The organism is Microvirga lupini, assembly GCF_014191055.1.
Classification (GTDB): Bacteria; Pseudomonadota; Alphaproteobacteria; order Rhizobiales; family Beijerinckiaceae; genus Microvirga; species Microvirga lupini_A.
Genome location: NZ_JACHWB010000001.1, coordinates 722,831 through 739,484, shown reverse-complemented (window position 1 = coordinate 739,484; position 16,654 = coordinate 722,831). Strand labels below are relative to the sequence as shown.

General features: G+C 63.3%; 18 protein-coding genes. 5 read left to right on the top strand and 13 right to left on the bottom strand.

The window, feature by feature from the left end:
- Nucleotides 1–128: 128 nt before the first annotated feature.
- From FHR70_RS03665 to FHR70_RS03645, 5 genes are all read left to right on the top strand, one after another.
- The gene (locus FHR70_RS03665) at nt 129–599 is read left to right on the top strand and encodes a nucleoside triphosphate pyrophosphohydrolase family protein (protein WP_210277458.1); all 471 of its coding nucleotides are present in this window, start codon (nt 129–131) and stop codon (nt 597–599) included.
- The gene (locus FHR70_RS03660; RefSeq protein WP_183447195.1) at nt 599–808 is read left to right on the top strand and encodes a hypothetical protein; all 210 of its coding nucleotides are present in this window, start codon (nt 599–601) and stop codon (nt 806–808) included. Before FHR70_RS03665 ends, FHR70_RS03660 begins: the two co-directional genes overlap by 1 nt.
- A 139-nt stretch (nt 809–947) precedes the next feature.
- Complete coding sequence (locus FHR70_RS03655; RefSeq protein WP_183447194.1) at nt 948–1,667, top strand: Nmad5 family putative nucleotide modification protein; 720 nt, start codon at nt 948–950, stop codon at nt 1,665–1,667.
- Between the two features lie 14 nt (nt 1,668–1,681).
- Nucleotides 1,682–2,344, top strand: a complete 663-nt coding sequence (locus tag FHR70_RS03650) for a SprT family zinc-dependent metalloprotease (protein ID WP_210277457.1) — start codon at nt 1,682–1,684, stop codon at nt 2,342–2,344.
- 155 nt (nt 2,345–2,499) lie between these two features.
- Nucleotides 2,500–3,147 (top strand): hypothetical protein, encoded by a 648-nt coding sequence (locus FHR70_RS03645; RefSeq protein ID WP_183447192.1) that lies wholly within the window; start codon nt 2,500–2,502, stop codon nt 3,145–3,147.
- Here the strand turns inward: FHR70_RS03645 and FHR70_RS03640 are convergent, their stop codons facing one another.
- The 13 genes from FHR70_RS03640 to FHR70_RS03580 all read right to left on the bottom strand — a co-directional run bounded on the left by FHR70_RS03640 (nt 3,148) and on the right by FHR70_RS03580 (nt 16,451).
- Nucleotides 3,148–5,751, bottom strand: coding sequence for a phage terminase large subunit family protein (locus tag FHR70_RS03640; protein WP_183447190.1), 2,604 nt, complete (start codon nt 5,749–5,751; stop codon nt 3,148–3,150). It abuts the gene before it with no gap.
- A gap of 53 nt (nt 5,752–5,804) precedes the next feature.
- Nucleotides 5,805–6,530, bottom strand: a complete 726-nt coding sequence (locus tag FHR70_RS03635; protein WP_183447188.1) for a metallophosphoesterase — start codon at nt 6,528–6,530, stop codon at nt 5,805–5,807.
- Between the two features lie 117 nt (nt 6,531–6,647).
- Nucleotides 6,648–7,025, bottom strand: a complete 378-nt coding sequence (locus tag FHR70_RS03630; RefSeq protein WP_183447186.1) for a YkgJ family cysteine cluster protein — start codon at nt 7,023–7,025, stop codon at nt 6,648–6,650.
- Nucleotides 7,025–7,384 carry a hypothetical protein gene (locus tag FHR70_RS03625; RefSeq protein WP_183447183.1) on the bottom strand — a complete coding sequence of 120 codons (360 nt, stop codon included), beginning with the start codon at nt 7,382–7,384 and terminating at the stop codon, nt 7,025–7,027. Before FHR70_RS03625 ends, FHR70_RS03630 begins: the two co-directional genes overlap by 1 nt.
- Nucleotides 7,381–7,602 carry a hypothetical protein gene (locus tag FHR70_RS03620; RefSeq protein WP_183447181.1) on the bottom strand — a complete coding sequence of 74 codons (222 nt, stop codon included), beginning with the start codon at nt 7,600–7,602 and terminating at the stop codon, nt 7,381–7,383. Before FHR70_RS03620 ends, FHR70_RS03625 begins: the two co-directional genes overlap by 4 nt.
- Nucleotides 7,599–7,895: a hypothetical protein gene (locus FHR70_RS03615; RefSeq protein ID WP_183447179.1), complete on the bottom strand. Its 297-nt coding sequence runs from the start codon at nt 7,893–7,895 to the stop codon at nt 7,599–7,601. Before FHR70_RS03615 ends, FHR70_RS03620 begins: the two co-directional genes overlap by 4 nt.
- The gene (locus FHR70_RS03610) at nt 7,892–8,356 is read right to left on the bottom strand and encodes a hypothetical protein (protein WP_183447178.1); all 465 of its coding nucleotides are present in this window, start codon (nt 8,354–8,356) and stop codon (nt 7,892–7,894) included. Before FHR70_RS03610 ends, FHR70_RS03615 begins: the two co-directional genes overlap by 4 nt.
- 134 nt (nt 8,357–8,490) lie before the next feature.
- Nucleotides 8,491–10,140, bottom strand: coding sequence for a DUF4942 domain-containing protein (locus FHR70_RS03605; RefSeq protein WP_210277456.1), 1,650 nt, complete (start codon nt 10,138–10,140; stop codon nt 8,491–8,493).
- Nucleotides 10,137–10,490 (bottom strand): hypothetical protein, encoded by a 354-nt coding sequence (locus FHR70_RS03600; RefSeq protein WP_183447176.1) that lies wholly within the window; start codon nt 10,488–10,490, stop codon nt 10,137–10,139. Before FHR70_RS03600 ends, FHR70_RS03605 begins: the two co-directional genes overlap by 4 nt.
- 109 nt (nt 10,491–10,599) lie before the next feature.
- Nucleotides 10,600–11,241 (bottom strand): hypothetical protein, encoded by a 642-nt coding sequence (locus tag FHR70_RS03595; RefSeq protein WP_183447174.1) that lies wholly within the window; start codon nt 11,239–11,241, stop codon nt 10,600–10,602.
- Entirely contained in the window at nt 11,238–12,032 is a 795-nt protein-coding gene (locus tag FHR70_RS03590) for an NUDIX hydrolase (RefSeq protein WP_183447172.1), read from the bottom strand. Before FHR70_RS03590 ends, FHR70_RS03595 begins: the two co-directional genes overlap by 4 nt.
- Nucleotides 12,032–12,529, bottom strand: a complete 498-nt coding sequence (locus FHR70_RS03585; RefSeq protein ID WP_183447170.1) for a hypothetical protein — start codon at nt 12,527–12,529, stop codon at nt 12,032–12,034. The genes FHR70_RS03590 and FHR70_RS03585 overlap by 1 nt, the downstream gene beginning before the upstream one ends.
- A gap of 34 nt (nt 12,530–12,563) precedes the next feature.
- Nucleotides 12,564–16,451 carry a hypothetical protein gene (locus FHR70_RS03580; RefSeq protein WP_183447168.1) on the bottom strand — a complete coding sequence of 1,296 codons (3,888 nt, stop codon included), beginning with the start codon at nt 16,449–16,451 and terminating at the stop codon, nt 12,564–12,566.
- Nucleotides 16,452–16,654: the final 203 nt, after the last annotated feature.

Below are 16,654 nucleotides of genomic sequence, written 5' to 3'. Positions count from 1 at the left end.
AGACTGACGAATTCTTCAGCTTCATTACCACGCGCGGGCACTACCACTCAGAATGCAAGGCCTGCAGGGCCGAACAGACAGCCGCCAGGCGCGCGGCAGCATGACCAACCACCAACGAGGAAAGGAACGTGACCACTCCACTCAACCAGGCAGCACAAGAACTCGAAGCCATCATGGCGACCACTCCATACATCGGCGGCATCCAACATACCCGTGGCATTGAGCGCGCGGTCGAGGGCCTGGATATCCTTCAGGATCTCTGCCACTCGCTGGCCTGCCTCAGCGGCTGGTGGACTGACAAAGCGACTGGGGAGCGCAAGACCCTGGAGCAGGTCAACGTCGCCGAGAAACTGTGCCTGATCCACTCGGAAATCAGCGAGGCGATGGAAGGCGATCGCAAAAAGCTGATGGACGACCACCTGCCTCACCGTCAGATGATCGAGGTTGAGCTGGCGGACGCCTTGATCCGCATTCTTGACCTGGGTGGCTTCCTCGAGCTCGACATTACCAGCGCTGCCATCGAGAAGCTGGCCTACAACCAGCGTCGCGCCGATCACAAGCTGGAAACCCGGCAGCTGGCCGGCGGGAAGGCCTATTGATGACCCTCATCGCTCAACAACGCCAGAAGAGCCTGGACACCTGGCTGGCCGCCCGCGGCGAGGCCGGGCGCATCATCGCCGAGTACGGCAAGCGCAGCGACTGGGAAGCTTGGGCGAACGAGCAGGTCAGCCAGTCACCGCATGAGCGTATCCTGCGCCGCATGCTGGCTGATCAGTTGGTGCCGAAGCAGCCGCTCGTTCTGCTTTGACCTGCACCATGCAAAAGACCCGCTTCGGCGGGTTTTCTTTGACCAAATGCTTGCATTACTTATTTTTGATCAAGTATGATTCATCCAGGCCGCAGCAAATGGCCTTTAAATACTGACGATTACTCTAGAAGGAAAGGAAATGACCACTCAATCTTTTGCGCTATCCAAAGAGATGCGCGAGCGCGTTGTAGACCAACTCACACAGCAGGCTGTCGCGAAGCATGGCAAGCGCATCGGTGCAACTCTTACCAAGCTGAACGAGCAGTTTTGGGCCGATCACGCTGCCGCGGTCGGGAAGGTTCTGCAGATCGATCCGAAGCGCTACCCAGAATTGATCGCCGCCGGTGTCGTGGCGGCAACCACGCGGGAGAGCCTTTCGGTGCCCGGACAAGGGAACCCTCTGCGGATCGCCTTCTCCCGCCACCGCAGCGACGAGAGCGCGCGTCTCGATATTTTTAAAACCATCCTCAAAACACCTGAGTACGCACAGGTTGCCAGCTTCGTTCGCAAGGAAGGCTACTACGATAACTACGAGCTCCAGTTCACGTCGACCAATGGTTCAGTCCCTCGTCTGAACGGCATGGGAGAGGTAGAGGCTGGCAGCAAGATCGCCAAACAGGCCAGCGCAGTCAAAGAACAGCTGCTGGATATCTTGAGGGCGGCCGTCGAATTCCATGCGAAGGCAACTAACGTCATCAGCTCTTGCCGCACATCCCGTCAGTTGATCGATATTTTTCCTGAAGCCGGCAAGCTTCTGCCTCAGCCAGCGAAGAAAACCCAGGCCCTGGCGCCTGTAGAGCTGGTCGAGAGTGTGCGCAGCATGCTGAACAAGGGCGTACCTGATCAGGCCAAGCCGTGAACAGGGAAACATGGTTGAACGCGATCGCGGAGCGTATGGCTCCGCGCTTCGCCGAGCTCGGCTTCCCCCTCAAGCCATTCCGCGTCTCGATCGGCTTCACCTCCGGCGGGCAGAACGCCCGCGCGGCCGCCGAGGTCTGGTCGGACGTGGCCAGCGCTGACGGCAAGTTCGAGATCCTGATCCGTCCGGATGAGGATCGCCCGATGATGGTGACCGCCTATCTGGCGCACGAGCTCTGCCACGTGGCGGTCGGGCTCCAGGAGGGCCACAAGGGCAATTTCAAACGGCTCATGATGCTGATCGGCATGACCAAGCCATTCACCTGCACGGTGCCGACACCAGTGTTCGAGGCATGGGTGCAGCCCTTCATCGACGAGCTGGGCCAACTGCCACACGGCAAGCTGCAGTGGCGCCCAGAGGGCCTGTTCCCGTCCGGCAAACGCCCACAAGGCGCCGGCCTGATCGCCAAGGGCATCCGGGAAGGCCTGGCGGGCGACAAGCTGCAGGAGCTGATCACCAACGCTCCGAAGAAGCAGACCACCCGCCTGATGAAGGTGCTCTGCGCAGATTGCGGTTACGTGGCGCGCGTCTCGCGCAAATGGCTGGATGAAGTAGGGCCGCCACACTGCCCAGATCACGGGCCGATGGCTGCCGAGGAAGAAGAATGCGACGAATGACACAAGCCCGGGCGGCCCAGCGCCGCCGCCAGGCCTGGGGCGAGCTGCAGGAGCAGCCATCCACACCAGAACAGCGCCAGGCGCCTCACTCAACCACTGGTGCGTCGACGCCGGACTCAACGTCCGGTAGTCGATAAGCTGAGGAGTATATGCCCATGATCCGTTATGCCATCGCCCTGGCCGCTGTCCTGGCCACCACCTCCGCCCATGCCGAAGTCGTGGCGGCCGCACTCACCAAGTCATCCAGCTCGGTCATGTACGCCCTGGAGCTGCACGACCACGAGGCCGAGCCTCGCGCCTGCAAGGGCCGCACGGGCTACCCGGCGGCGGTGATCGGTGGCATGTCGCCGAACGCCCCCAAGCTGATCCATCGCCTGGGCATCGGCTGCTGGTGGCCGAACGGTGACGGCACCGTGACCCTGTTCATGCGCAGCAACGAGACCGGCGCGCCGGCGGAGTTCATCCGCAACATCAACGATTTTGTGAAGACCGAGCACTTCACCGACTGGAACATGTCGCCGGTGTCAGCCACCCAGCCGCGGCCGAAGGTGCGCCCTGTACTGCGCGACACCTTCGGCGCCAACGGGCAGATGGAAGTGCGTCTCGACCTGGACACCCACATGAGCTGCCACGGCGTGCCCGGCAAGGCCGCTGACATCCGCCTGAGCAAGCCCGGGCAGGACGCATTCGGCGTCAAGGGCTGCTGGATCGACAATGGCGACACCGTAGACGTACTGATCAACAACCCAGGCGCACCTGCGATCCTGCGCAGCTACTCTGTCAGCTCGTTCGACTACGACTGATCAGCCTTTGGCAATGAACGCCCAGCACCCAGGATCGGCCTTCGCGGTGAGCACCCGCTGCTCAGAGCACAGGCCGGTCTCCTCGTCGCGGTTGACGCAGTTCCCGCACACCTCGTCCCTCGAAATCTGCAGCTGAGACATCACTGCCGCGATCTGGTCAGGAATATCGATCTGCCCGGGCTCCAGGGCCTTCTGGTGATCGGTGCCGCCGCTCGGCAGGATGAACGTGCTCGTGCCGTGCGCGCGCGACCAGGCCACGTCGCAGAGCATGTTGGCATAGCTGGTGTGCGGGTCGATGCCGACCTTGACCACCTTGCGCTTGTACTTCTTCTCGTCCTCGTCCTTCTCGACCACCAGCGCCGTGCGCGTGAAGTGGAAGAATGCCACGTCCTTGCAGACCGGCGTCAGCGCCTTCTCGCCCTTCTCGGCATACATCTGCACCAGCGCGGTAGGATCCGGGAACAGGCAGCTCTGCGTCGCAAAGCGGGCCATCGAAACCTGCATGCACTTGTACTGGTCGAGGCGAACCGTGTAGCGGTCGAGCGCTTCTTCGTCCGTGCGGCGATCGGATGAGTTGCTTTTCGGGGTGTCGCCCCAGATCAGCATCTCATTGTCCATGTTGCCGTAGCCGGCCAGGAACACCTTGCCGGAGTGGCGCTGGGCGAAGCGCTTCGCATCGTTGTAGTTAGGCAGCGTCTCGACCACGCAGCACTGCACGCCGTAGAGCTCCATGAGCTTGCTGCAGCGCATGAACGGGTCTGCGTCGAAGATGTACTCGAGGTGGATCACGGCCTGGTGACCGCTGTCCATGCGCTCTTTGATGATCGCCACGTTGTAGGCGCCCATCTGGTCGATGCCCATGAAGGTGTTGCGCGCCCGATCCTTCCAGACCACGCCCCGGCGCATGCCTTCCGCGGCGCACTGGTTCAGCATCTCCAGGTTCACCGGCACCTGCGACGGGTCGGTGTACGGCTTGCCCAGCTTCCGGTTGTAGAAGCCCTTCATGCTGTCGTTGTTGCGGAACGCCTCGATGATGTTGCGCGGGCTGATCGTCGGCGACAGGAACTGCGGGAAGTGCACCGACCGGATGTCGGCCGCCGGGTTCTTGGCGATCCACTCGCCCTGCTGCGGGTCGTCGATCCAGCCCTTGCACGAGTGGCACTGGTAGCGGTACTCGCCGAGCAGGATGGTGTCGCCGCGCTGCTTGCGCTTCGGGTGCTGCGGGTCGAACTGGATGCACTCCGGGAAGTGCTCGTCGAGCACCTGGCCCAGGCCGCAGTGCGGGCACTCGGTGTGGAACTGGTGCTGGGTGCCGCGCTGGTACCACCAGTGGATGTCGCTGTCTGGCCAGTTGGCCGTGCTGCCCATGAGGGTGTATTTCAGCTTGGACGCCGACAGACGCTCGACCACCTTCTCCATGTCGGCGATCAGCATCTCCTGCACCTCGTCGAAGGAGATGACGTCCATCGGGAACGACTCGGTCGCGGTCGCGCCGGACGTCCAGAGGAAGTGGAAGCGCGACGGCCCCAGGTTCCTGATCAGAACGTTACCCTCGCCACCGCGGCCGCCAGAGGCGTTCTTCTCGGTCATCAGGCGGTGCACGGCCGGCACGGTGCGCGCGATCGGCAGGAAGCGCTCAGAGGACTTGCCCGACGCCAGGGACGTCGACGGCATGAACATGCCGATCTTGGCCGGGGCGAACCGCAGGGCCAGGTAGATGGCCGCCAGCATCTCCATCACCGTGAATCCCACCTGGGTGCACTTCATGATCACGTCGACGCGCTCGAAGGCCTCCTCCCTGGTGGACGGGATCAGCTCGTAGATGAAGCGCATGGCGGGGCGGTCGGACAGCGTGAACGGGACGCCGTCCACCTTCAGGCCATCCTGCTCCAGGCGCTCGCACCACTGGATGAAGGTCTCGCCCTGCTTCAGCACGCGCTGCGCAGCCGTCAGCTCGACGGCGACATCCAGAAACTCGGCGCCGAACCGCTGCCGCAGCTCGAGCTCGGTGACCTCGGCCATTTCGGCCTTCGCGTCTTCGGGCAGGAACGGGTTGCAGTCGGACGGGAACTGCCAGCAAGACCAGTCCGGATCCAGGTTGCCGATCTGGTACAGGCGGTAGAAGTCGTTGCGCTTGCCGTAGGCGTTCGACAGGAACCAGCCCTCGCCCTGGTGCTCGCGCAGGCACTCGCTCAGCACGTCCTCCCAGGTATCGAGGAACAGGGGCACCTGGCACACGTCGTCGACCACGATCAGGCCGTACTGCGGGAAACTCTTAGGCATCTCGTCGAGCGAGTAGAAGTCGATGGCGTTGCCGTTGGCGAGCTCGATGCGGCGCGCGTTGGGCTGCCGCTTGATGACCTGGTCGATGGCGCGCCGGACGATGCGCTTGACCTCGACGAGCTCTTCCTTGGTGGCGGCGAACCAGGCTACCGGCGCATTGCCGGCCAATGCGCCGCGGGCTGACATGATCAGCACCTCGATGCCGAGCGTGGTCTTGCCGCCCTTCTCGCCCATGCAGATGGCATTGAAGCGGGTCGGGCGACTGAGGATTTTCTTTTGGACAGGATGGGGCGCCGGGAGGCGGATTTTGACTTCGCTCATGCTGCAATTTTGCAGTCACGACAACGGAAAACCCCGCCGTAGCGGGGTTGGTGTCACCACTCCAGCTTCGCAGGGATCGGTGGTGTTGCCGCCAGCGTCTGCAGGTCGAGCAGCGTGAAGTGCCCGCTCTCGTCCGGGAACCAGCCGCCGGTGTCGATGTGGTACACGTTGCCGAGAACAACAGGCTGCCGCACTGGCGTGTGGCCGCAGACTACCGCGCGGACGTCCGCAACGCCGCTGGCATCGCCGAACTCGATGCGGTTGCGCGACCACATGCAGGTGTTCTTCACCAACTTGAGGCGCTTGTGCTCGGTCGCACCAGTCAGCTCGAACTGGAGCTCGAACCAGGATGGGAATGGGCAGTCGGCATGCAACAGGCCGACCAGGCCTTCCGGCGTCTCGACCTCGATGGCGATCGGCAGCTCGTTGAACATGACTTGGTAGTTGGCCTGCTCCAGGCTGGGCAGACCCAGGAACCAGGAGCCGCCGTTGTGCAGCCAGTTGCCGATGTCGCACGTGTCGTACCGGCACACGTAGTCGTCATGGTTGCCGCGCACGGGGTGGAACCAGGGCTTGTTCAGCCACTTGATCACCTCCTCGCACTCTGGCCCGCGGTCGACCAGGTCGCCGACCGAGAACAGGCGATCGACGGCAGGGTCGAAGCCGATTGCGTCCAGGGCGGCCTGCAGGCGGGTGAAATGGCCGTGGATATCGCCGACCGCGAAATCGCGACCGACTGTGTTGGCGGGGAAACGCTTGAGAAGTGGTGGAGCCGACATCCTTTCTGCCCTCCCGGGCTGTTTGCTGGAGCGCCCTATACGCGCCCGAAGTTTTCGCCTCACCACTGCAGCCTTACTGCACCGAGGGTGAGGCGGTGTTGATGCCCTGCTTTGGGATCAGGGATTCTGCACCACGTCGATCATTTTCCACTCCACGCACTGCGGGTGATAGTCAGGCCTGCTGTGCAGGCCGCCCGCCCCATACAGAGGGTAACCGCTGCACACCGCCGGACGATCCTCGTACTTTCCGCATCCCTCACTTGTCAGAGCCGTGCAGTGGTACAGGCGCCATGCCTTTGCAGATTGCAGGCGCGGGTGCCGCTGAAACAGGTAAGGGTTTTTCTTCTTCGCCCTACGCTTACTGATCGGCTTCCAGTGCTCGCGGATGAACTGGGCATCTGAAGATGGATGAGCCAGAAGTTGCGACCGGCTCATTTTCAGAGTGATTGCTTCGCAGCATCGAGTACAGCGCTCCCCTTCGATGACACAGCCCATCAGAACGGTATCCCATCGCACTTGCGGCCTTCGTAGATGCCGGTGCCGCCGCACATGCCGTCGTCGCACTCGACGCATTTGGCCGGCTGCTTCCTGGCTTCCGCGAAGGCGGCGCGCAGCTGGGTGAGGTTGTTGATCATGCGATCGATCGCCAGGACGTCCGGGAAGGCGATGGCTGCGTCGACATCCTCAACCTGCATGGTGTTGTCCAGCTCAGGCGCAGGCGTTCCTGGCGCCTTCGACTCTGCTGGCCGGACGAAGCACAGTGCCGCCTGGTGGCGCGTGACGGCCTGCCCGACCAGCACGCTCCCGGCACCAAGGGTGATGACCAAAGCCTTTTTGACCTTGACGATGCTCACTTCCCACCCCCAGCCGCCAGCTTGGCGAGCACCTGGCCGGTCACCTGGCGGATGCCGGCGGCGTAGTCAGCGGGATAGCGCGCTGCAGTGGCTTCCAGATTGCGCGCCACGGTGTCCAGGCCGCCACCATCGGCAAACATCGACTTCGGCATGCCGTCTACGCTGCGCAGCATTTCGATGGCGAACAGTCGCCCGGCGATCTGCTCGATGATGCTCATTGCGCACCTCCGCTCACCAGGCCCGCCGCTTCAGGAACATACGCGGTGAGGGCGTGCTTTACCTTGCGGATATCAGCATCGATTGACGTCATGTAGTCGGCGCCGGCGCTCTCGCCACCGTCCGCTGCCATGATCTTCTGCTGGTGATCAAGCAGCGCTGCCAAGTGGTCGGTCAGGCGTTGCGGGACTTTGCTCTCGAAGTGGTTGCTGAGCAGGTCGGTGTTCTGCCGCGCGCGCTCGGCAAGATCCAGCAGCTGCTGGAGCTTCTGCCCGATCAGGAGATGATGGTTCATTGCGCACCGCCCTTGACGCGGGCAATCAGCGCCTTGGCGTGATCCCATGCGTCGTGCTTGCGGTCGGAAATGGTGATAATGGCTTCCAGTGCCGCTACGAGATCGGCTCGCTCCGCCTCCAGCTCGACGACGCGGGTTGCCTCTTTGACGGCGCGCTGCTCCCAGGTGTCGGCCTCGGCCTGGGCGCCGGCCAGCGCGCCCTCGGCATCGTTGGCGTCACCGACGATGCGATGGGTGGGCAGCTCTTCGCCGCTGGCGATCAGTCGATCACGCTCGGCCTGCCACTGCTCGCGGGTGACGATGGCGGTGGCGTGGTCAGTGCAAGTCTCGTGCTGGCCGATTTCATACTCGAAATCACAAAGACCCATGTTCGTTCGGTGACGCCACCCATTACCCTCGAACTCGATGTCTTGATACTTCCAAAGAAATACTATGCCGCTTAAGTCCTGGGCGATAACCATGCAGCTATCAGGCCACTCGCCCAGCTTCCGTGCCAGCAACTCTACTAATTTCACCTTCCTTTCCCCTGCCGGGCGTTGCCCGGCTCTGTTGTGTTGGCTGAATTGTACCTGTGTTGCTCAGATATGAGCAAGCATTACAGGCGGGTAGCGGTCAGGATCACCACGTCCACGCTCGTTCCGGCGAACTGGTTCTCCATCACCGGCGACCACTGCAGGTCGAAGCCTTCCAGCACCTGCTTGCCCTTGGCGCTGGCAGGCAGGATGGCGACGAGACGGCCGCCCGGGTAGAGCATGGTCGCGGCGTGCTGCAGGTGCGCCTGCCAGCGGCCCTCGCTGAAAGGCGGGTTCATCACCACCCGGTGGAACGCGCCGATCCCGCGCCACTTGAGGAAGTCGGCCTCGATCACGTTGTGGCCCTTGGCCTTGAGGATCTGGCAGTGCAGCGGGCTGATCTCGACGCAGCTGGTGAAGGCAAGTTCAGGGATCAGGTCAGCCAGACCACCCTGGCCGGCGCTCGGCTCCAGCACTTGATGCCCTGGCTGGATCTCGGCCAGCTCGATCGCCTTCTCGGCCACTGACGCCGGGGTCGGGTAGAACTGGTGCGACTTGTGGTCGGGGATGCAGCCGGAGCACACCACCTGATCAAGCACCTCTTGCGGGTTGTAGTCGAACTGCCAGTAGTGCTTCTCCTTCACCGCGCCGATGGACATCAGCACCTTCTCGGCTTCCGCCATTGCCGCTTTCTCGTGCTGGCCGTAGTCCCAGCTGAGCGCGTTCGGCACGTCGCGGTAGCGCTCCGGATAGGCTGGTTCGATGCGCTCACGAACCTGGCGCATGCCTGCCAGCAGATGGATCACCGCGAACGGCAGCGGACGGTCGAAGAGCTCGAAGTCCTTGATCTTCTTCACGCGCTTCGGCTTGGTGCGGAACTCGGCCGGGATAGCGAGGGGGTGCAGGCTGGCCAGGATGGCATTCAGGCGCCAGGCCATGTCCGGGTGCACCTCGAGGTGCGCGGTACCGACGCCGCCATAAACACGGATCCGGAGAGCCCCACCGTCGACGTTCATCCACTGGCCGTTCTGGCGGCGGGCGGCCTTGATCACTGGGTCAGTGGCACCGTGCTTCGGCTCGTCGCGCCCCATGAACTTGGCGATCACGCAGCGCAGGTCGTTGATGTGGCCGTGGGTCTGGTAGCCGAACACGTTGGCGATGATCATGCGCTTGCCAAAGCCCTGGGGCTGGTTGGTCACGTGGGCACGGCTCAGCGCGCGGAAGATGCCGTCGACACGCTCGGCCAGGAACTGGGCACGGTTGTGCAGCAGGCCGGCCAGGGTCGAGCGCACAGTGGCTTCCTCGAACTCAGGCAGCGGCGGCAGCTCCGTGTCGCTGGTGTGCCGGCCGGCCTTGCGCCCTTCCGGGTTGCGGATCTGCTCGAACCACTCGTCGCGGCGCTTCTGCGGCATGTAGTCGAGCACGTCGGTCAGGCGCAGCGCACGGTTCCAGAAGTCGGCGTTGAGCTGAGCGATGGCGCCCTCGGTGCGGAACAGGGCCTCGACCGTCTTCGGCAGGGTGTAGCGCTCTTCGCGCACGTTGCCCTCGACAAAGTAGTGCAGCACCGAGGCGTTCTGGCCGGCGCGCACGGCAGCCGCCAGGGCCTCGACGTTGCCGCGGGCGGCGTTGTACTGGCCGATCAGGCTGTCCACCAAGTCAGCCGACATCGGCGCGAAGAACTCGGACACGTCCTCGATGATTTCGCCAGTCACCTGGCCTACGACGGCGTTCACAGGAACGCTCCCTGGCCGCGGCGCTTGGTGGTCGAGTAAGGGCGCAGCTCCTGCAGGTTGGCCATGATGCCCCAGAAGCGGGCATAGGCATCGTGCAGGGGCTTGTTCTTCACGCTGTCCTTGAAGTTCGGGTAGCTGATGCCGGCCACCTGGCTGGCGATGGCCGCGACCACCTGCTCGCGCGGCAGCTCGGCGCGGTAGAGATAGTCACGGCCCGGGGTGCGCTCGACCTTGGCGCCCGGGAAGACCGCCTCGATGTCACCCTTGCGGCGAGCGCGAACGCGCAGCTTGTCGCCGCCCTTGACGGGCTCGATGATCGACAGGAAAGCATTGTTTAAACAGATCCACATACAGAAAGCCTCATTCGTTGTTGAGCGGAATGAGGCTAGCGTATATCAAATTTGATTAATTGCGCAAGTAGGCAACTGCATCACGCCATTACTTGTGAATACTTGCTATTTACTTGCTTATACGTGCAAGCCATTCGTCCGGCTCAGTGAGGATCAGCTTGTTGCCCTTGCGTCCATTCAGGTACGCAGGGATCACCTGGCAGTTATTCCAGACGTGCAGCCCACAGGCCTTTTTGCAAGCTAGCGGGATCATGTGATCAGCCGCCCAGCTGATGTCAGTAGCAGCGCGTCTCAGGATGGCGAGCTCAGCAGCCTCATCCCATACGAACTCGTCAAGCTCGCCGAACCAGGCTGGCATTGCCGCGCTTTTCCTGGCTCGACGCAGTGCGGAGTGAAACGTGGAGCTATCAGGATTCCTGAATTTCCACTCCCGCTTCTTCTTTGCCTGAGCCTCCGGCGACTTCTGGGCATGCTGGCGGGCTCTCTCAATGGTGAGGTCGCGGTTCCGGCTGTACCAATCGGACGAATTTTTCTTCTGCCTCTCGCGATTGTTGCTCCGGTACTCGCGATCAAGCTCATCCTTCAGGTCTTTGTTCCCGGCTTTCCATCCGGCACAGATGATCGCGTTGCACGAGACGCATCTCGTAGAGGCAGTGAAGCGTTCATCGATGTGTCCGCGCTTGCAAGGCGCCCCAGTAAAGTAGCGCTTTAGGCCCTGCTCGCGTGCTTCTGCTCGGCTGACTACGTTCATTTTACTTTCGGTATCGGCCCGGCGCCGATCGCTTCAGCTATTCCGTGATCAGCCCAAACATTCAGCAGCTCATAGAGGTGTTCGACAGGGCAAAGGCTGACAGCTTGCGACTCCCAGCCCATCGCAATTGGCGTTCCGCCTACGCGCCTGGCTGTGTAAATTCGAGCTACAGACGTTGTCCTTTCGTAGTCCCCCAGCAAGCCGGTGATCTCGACCTTCAGGCCTGACTCCTCGAACGCCTCCTTGATGGCGTTCGCCTGCAGCGACAGCTCCGGCTCGGCCGTGCCCTTGGGGAAACTGGCGTGGTACCCGCCGAACTGGTTGGTCGGGTGGATCAACCACACACGCCCATCAGGCTCTTCGATGACCACGCCGCTGGCCGCCTTCTTACCGGGTGGCAGGATGAATGCCGGCTCCCAGAGGTCGTCGTTGACGCCGTCGACGTAATCCCAGCCCTCATTGGTGGTCGGGTGATCCTTCCAGGGGCTGAGCCGGACGCCGTTGATCGACAGCGGCACGTCGCCGTCAGGTACGAAGGTCGCCACGGCGGTCGGGCTGTGCCAGGTGCTGGGCGCGCTCGGGTGGCTGGGCTTCTTCAACACGACCTGGGCTCCGTTCTCCCCGGCCTTGGGGTGATGATGCAAAATCTCGTCCGTCTCGGTAGGCAGGCGCAGCTGCTTCTGCTCGGGGCGCGCCGCGGCCGGCGCCTCCTTCCGGTCATGCGGCTTGACGTAGGTGCCGTCCTTTTTCGCGTAGCCCTTCACCCGGGCCTTGGCCAGTACCTGCACCATCAGCGATGCCCCAGGATCAGGCTGGCCGTGTCTTCGAGCATGTCCTTGGTGTGGCGCTCGGCATCTGCGTCGGACAGGCGCTCTTCCTCGTGCGCCTTGCCGATGGCCATCAGGCTTGTGCCGATCGTCACGAACAGCAGCTCGCCCGGGTCGCTGACGCCTTCGGCTGCCGGCACTACGAGCTTGATGCGTCGACCAAGGCGCGAAGGGTCATTCCAGGGCAGCGCGAAGTATTTCTCGCTGCGGCCGAGGATGATGTCGCCGTACTCGCGGGCGAGCTCGCGAACGCGCTCCTGGGCCTGCTCGCCGGTCAGCTTGTCCTCGTGGTAGTCCTTGCGCACACCCACGATCGCCGAGCCGAATTCGGACACCAGGCCGCGAACCACGTCCACGTTCCCCAGGGACGGGCGCGGATCCATGCTGAAGCCGAGGTCTTCGGCTCGGCCGCGATCGGCTGCCCGCTCGGGGCTGCCTTCGATTTCACGTGGGTCGGTCATGGTCGCATCTCACTGATTTGCAGGTATTGTAGCATCACAGGCCCATATCGGGAGGTAACATCAGCACCTCCAGCTCCAGGCGCTTGCCGCCCGGGTTCCCGTGCTCGACGTCAGGCACCATCTCCTTCTTGAGGATCACGAAGCGCGAGTTCGGCAGCGTGGTCACCTCTTTTTCACCGGAAAACTTCCCGGATGCGAAGCTCTCTACCGCCTTGGCGCCATTGGCGTAGCGCACGGTCACGCGGTGCTTGCCGAACCCTGCCGTACCGGTTGGGTGGTACGAGGTGCACATAGGGCCGGTGGCCTGGAAGACAGTGCCGTCCGGCGCGTCCAGGATCTTCTTCACCATGTCGTCAGGTATCGACTGCCAGCGGTACAAGCTGGTGCCTTCCGGCATGGTGGTCGCGTGCTCGAGCGCGGCCTTGGCCACGTCCGACAGCTTGTTGCCGGCGTGATCGTGCGACTTGCCGGCGCGGAACAGGTCGTTGTAGCTGCCGGATGCCTGCACCGAGTAGATGAAGTGCTTGGCCAGGTGGCTGGCCTGCTGGAACTTCTCTTTCGCCGCCGCGATCGCCGCGCTCGAATAGTCCATCACCTTGGACGGTTTGAACTTCGCTGCGCCGTGCGCCGTGCCCAGCACCACCCAGAAGCCCAGCTTCTCGTTCGAGTGCACCGAGGTGACGGTGGTGCCGAACTTCTTCGACGGCAGCGCCGCGGCCAGCTGGTCGATCGTGCCGACGTCGGTCTCCTGGAAGACCTTCAGGGGCTGCGGCGGGTTGGCGATCTCGTCCAGGGCCATCACCAGGTCGGCGTGCAGCTGAACGACGTGCTTTGACGGATGCTCGGCGATCGGGATCAGCTGGCCGGTCTGGTTGCCCGTGGCCTTGTCGATGGCGTGGAACTGGAAGTCTTTCAGCTTGGTCAGGTTGCCGGTCTTGGCGAGCGCCAGCAGCTCCTGCTCAACCGCCATGTTCGCGGCGTTGACGTGCGGCTGCGACGACAGAGGCTTGCCGGCGCCCAGCCAGTTGTTGAAGTCGTGCGCCTTCGGCAGGCGATCCGGATCGACCGGCAGGCTGTTCGGGTCAAGGCGCTTTTTCGGCGTCTTGGCAGCCTTGGGATACTTGGCGATCAGGTCGTTCTTGCGGGCGATCAGAGTGTCAGCCAGCGCCTTGCGCTCTGCCGCATCGCCTGGGCCGTGCAGCTCCACCAGGTTCTTGATGGCGGAATCAGGGATCGCCGCCACCTTCGCCACGGATGCCGTCAGGTCGGCCTGGGTCATGCTGCCGAACACGGCCGCCGACTGGGCGTTGACCTTCGCGTCGCGCATGCTGTCGATCTCGGCGACGGTGGCGCCGAACGCCTTCTTGCCGCCCTGGGCGCGGTAGGTGAGTGAGCCGCCGGCATCGACGCGGACGGCCTTGCCATCCGGCCCGACCTGCAGGTTGTCGAAGCCCATGCCGACGACGTCCCAGTTCGCGAGCCACGCGTCGACGGCGAACCCGGACTGCGCGCCCGCGGCCTTGGCCAGATCCTTTGGCGCAGCCTTGCTCACGGTCGTCCAGCGGGAAGCGATGCCCAGCTTGCCGTCCTTCTTGATCAGCTTCGCGTCCTGGCCGATCACGCCGGCGACAGCGTAGAGCTTCGCGGCCAGCACCTCGGACTTGGCGACATCCTCGTCGGACGGGAATTTGCAGTACCACTCGACGCCGTTCTCGTCCTTGAACTTGCCGCCTGGGTTCGAGCCGGCCTGCTCCCCGGTCTTCTTCCAGCTGTCCATGGACTGGATGCCATCGGCGTCAACGACAGGATTTTTGGCCTTGGCTTTCGCGGGGGCCTTGCTGGGCTTGCCTGCTGCAGCTTTCAGTGCCTCGATGTAGGCGTGCACCTTGGTGCCAGCATGGTCGGGCGCGTGCTCGTAGCCGTACACCTTCAGGCTGCCGTATGTGCCGGGCAGGCTGACGATGTACTTGCCCTTGCTCTTCATGTGCTTGGTTACGCCCTTGAGCGCGCCAGGCCCTTCCGCCTTGATCTGTTCCTTCAGCTTCTCCAGGGCGGCCGCCACCTTCGCGTTGCTGGCGGCGCTCGAGAAGGTGAGCTCCGGCATCGGGACTGCGTCGATCGGATGGGCTGGGGCAGGCTCAGGAGCGGCTGCTGCCGGCTCGGCCTGCTTGTGCCAGCGGCCGTCCTTGAACACGAGCATGCCATCGGCGCCTTGCTTGGTGTCGCCTTCCTTGGGGCCTTGCTCTGCGGCAGGAGCCGCCGGTGTCGCCACGGACGCCTTTGCCCTATCCAGATATTTTTTGATCGCGTCCAGCCCGGGCTCGTTCTTGTGGGCCGGCGTATTCAGGTAGGATTCGATGTCCTTCAGCGTGGACGCATCGCCGCCGCTGGCGGCAGTGTCGATGTCGCTCGTGAGGCTGTCGAAGATGCCGTACTTGTCGTAGCCCTTCTTCTCGGCAGGCGCAGGTGCGGCAGCAGGTACAGGCGCTGCGGCGTCCTCCTGCAGCGCGGCGATCGCCAGCTGCTTCAGCTTCTCCTGCTTCTTGCCGTAGGTGTTGGTGCCGAATTTCAGCGCCTCCAGCCCAGCCAGGTCACCGGCCTCGGCCATCGCCTGGATCTTCGCGACCTGCTTGTTGTGGCTCTTTGCGTTCTTGTTGCTGTCCGGCAGCAGCTGGCTGTCCCACGGGATCTGGGAGACCTTCGAGCCGGCCAGGCTGGCAGTGGCGATCGCGACCGCCTCCTGGTGCTCTGGCGTCTGCGCCACGGCAGCGGTGGCTGCCTGCGTGGCCTGCTTCACTTTCTCGGCCGGCGAAGGCTCGGCCGGCGCAGGGGTGCTGGCCTCGGCCGCTGGTGCCGGCTGTTCCGCGGTGGCGCCACCCTTGGCATGCACGACCGCCTGCGCATGCAGCGCCAGCAGCGTTTTGCTGTTCTCGGTCTTGCCCTTGAAGGTGTTGCTGACCTTGCCTTTGCTGTTCGGCTTCAGGCCGTCTTCCTTCATGGCCGCCAGGCCTTCCACGTCGCCGGCGGCGGCCATGTCGAGGATTTTCTGGGCCTGGGCCTCGTAGTAGCTGACCACCCCAGTGGTGGTCTTGCCTTCCACGAAGGCGGGCATGGGCAAGCCGGTCGCCTTCGATGCTGCAGCAGCTGCCGTCTTCTTCGGGTCGCTGATCGTCGCCGGGTCGATCCAGTCGGCCATCTGTTTCGGTACGAAGCCGTTTTTCTGAACCTGGCCTTCGGTCTTGCTCGCCAGGTGCGCGTAGACCTTGCCTTCGTCATTGGTGGTGCCAGTGCCGACCACGAACCAGTCTTTGCCATCGACCGTTGTCGATGGTGTGCCTTGCTTCGCATGCGAGGCCTGGAACTTGGCGATGGCGTCAGGCTTGCTCGCCGCTGGCTTCTCGGCCGGGGCGGCTGGCTTCTCCTCCGCCTTGGGCTCGGTGGCCGGTGACGCTGCGCTGTGCTCAGCCGGCGCCTGCTGCACAGCCGCATGCTCGCCAGCCTTCTGCCCGGGCGCGACCTTGTGCTCGCTGCCGTGCAGGCCGAGCAGGTGGTTGGCGATCGTCGAGAGCTTTTTTCCGTAGGTATTCGTGCCGAGCTGCATGCCGAGGATGCCGGTCACGTCGCCGGCGTCGCTCAGCTGCTTGAGCTGTTCGAGCTGCTTGTTGAAGGTGCCGGCGTTGCTGTTCTCGGCTGGCAGCTTGAGCTTCTGCCACTCGTCGTCGGTGAAGTGCGCCACAGGCGCGTGGTTACCGGCGGCCTTCGGGTGGGCCGCCACTGGCGCGCCCTTCGGCGCCGGCTTGTCCGGGTGCAATTTATGCCACCGCCCGTTCTGCAGGAAGTATTTTCCAGAGTGCTTGAAATCACCCTGGGCTTTGATCAGCAGGACTTGGCGATGCATAGACGTGGGCACGATAGTGGTCATGTGCCCATTGTGGAATCACGACGGGTGGCGCGCCGCCCATGAAAAAGCCCGCGCATCGGCGGGCTTTTTGAGTGGAGTCAGCTTTCACCGAAGCCGGTGTCGAGCTTGCTACAAGTCATCGTGTTCATCGCGCTTCATGATGCGACCCTCCAAAGCAATGGTTATTCAAAAAAGAGAACTCATCATAACGTCCCGCTGAGCCT

Excerpts from the sequence above, each read along its gene's own strand:
- FHR70_RS03660 (WP_183447195.1), top strand. The coding sequence starts at position 599 with ATGACCCTCATCGCTCAACAACGCCAGAAGAGCCTGGACACCTGGCTG.
- FHR70_RS03655 (WP_183447194.1), top strand. The coding sequence starts at position 948 with ATGACCACTCAATCTTTTGCGCTATCCAAAGAGATGCGCGAGCGCGTT.
- FHR70_RS03645 (WP_183447192.1), top strand. The coding sequence starts at position 2,500 with ATGATCCGTTATGCCATCGCCCTGGCCGCTGTCCTGGCCACCACCTCC.
- FHR70_RS03640 (WP_183447190.1), bottom strand. The coding sequence starts at position 5,751 with ATGAGCGAAGTCAAAATCCGCCTCCCGGCGCCCCATCCTGTCCAAAAG.
- FHR70_RS03635 (WP_183447188.1), bottom strand. The coding sequence starts at position 6,530 with ATGTCGGCTCCACCACTTCTCAAGCGTTTCCCCGCCAACACAGTCGGT.
- FHR70_RS03630 (WP_183447186.1), bottom strand. The coding sequence starts at position 7,025 with ATGGGCTGTGTCATCGAAGGGGAGCGCTGTACTCGATGCTGCGAAGCA.
- FHR70_RS03620 (WP_183447181.1), bottom strand. The coding sequence starts at position 7,602 with ATGAGCATCATCGAGCAGATCGCCGGGCGACTGTTCGCCATCGAAATG.
- FHR70_RS03615 (WP_183447179.1), bottom strand. The coding sequence starts at position 7,895 with ATGAACCATCATCTCCTGATCGGGCAGAAGCTCCAGCAGCTGCTGGAT.
- FHR70_RS03610 (WP_183447178.1), bottom strand. The coding sequence starts at position 8,356 with ATGGTTATCGCCCAGGACTTAAGCGGCATAGTATTTCTTTGGAAGTAT.
- FHR70_RS03600 (WP_183447176.1), bottom strand. The coding sequence starts at position 10,490 with ATGTGGATCTGTTTAAACAATGCTTTCCTGTCGATCATCGAGCCCGTC.
- FHR70_RS03595 (WP_183447174.1), bottom strand. The coding sequence starts at position 11,241 with ATGAACGTAGTCAGCCGAGCAGAAGCACGCGAGCAGGGCCTAAAGCGC.
- FHR70_RS03590 (WP_183447172.1), bottom strand. The coding sequence starts at position 12,032 with ATGGTGCAGGTACTGGCCAAGGCCCGGGTGAAGGGCTACGCGAAAAAG.
- FHR70_RS03585 (WP_183447170.1), bottom strand. The coding sequence starts at position 12,529 with ATGACCGACCCACGTGAAATCGAAGGCAGCCCCGAGCGGGCAGCCGAT.
- FHR70_RS03580 (WP_183447168.1), bottom strand. The coding sequence starts at position 16,451 with ATGACCACTATCGTGCCCACGTCTATGCATCGCCAAGTCCTGCTGATC.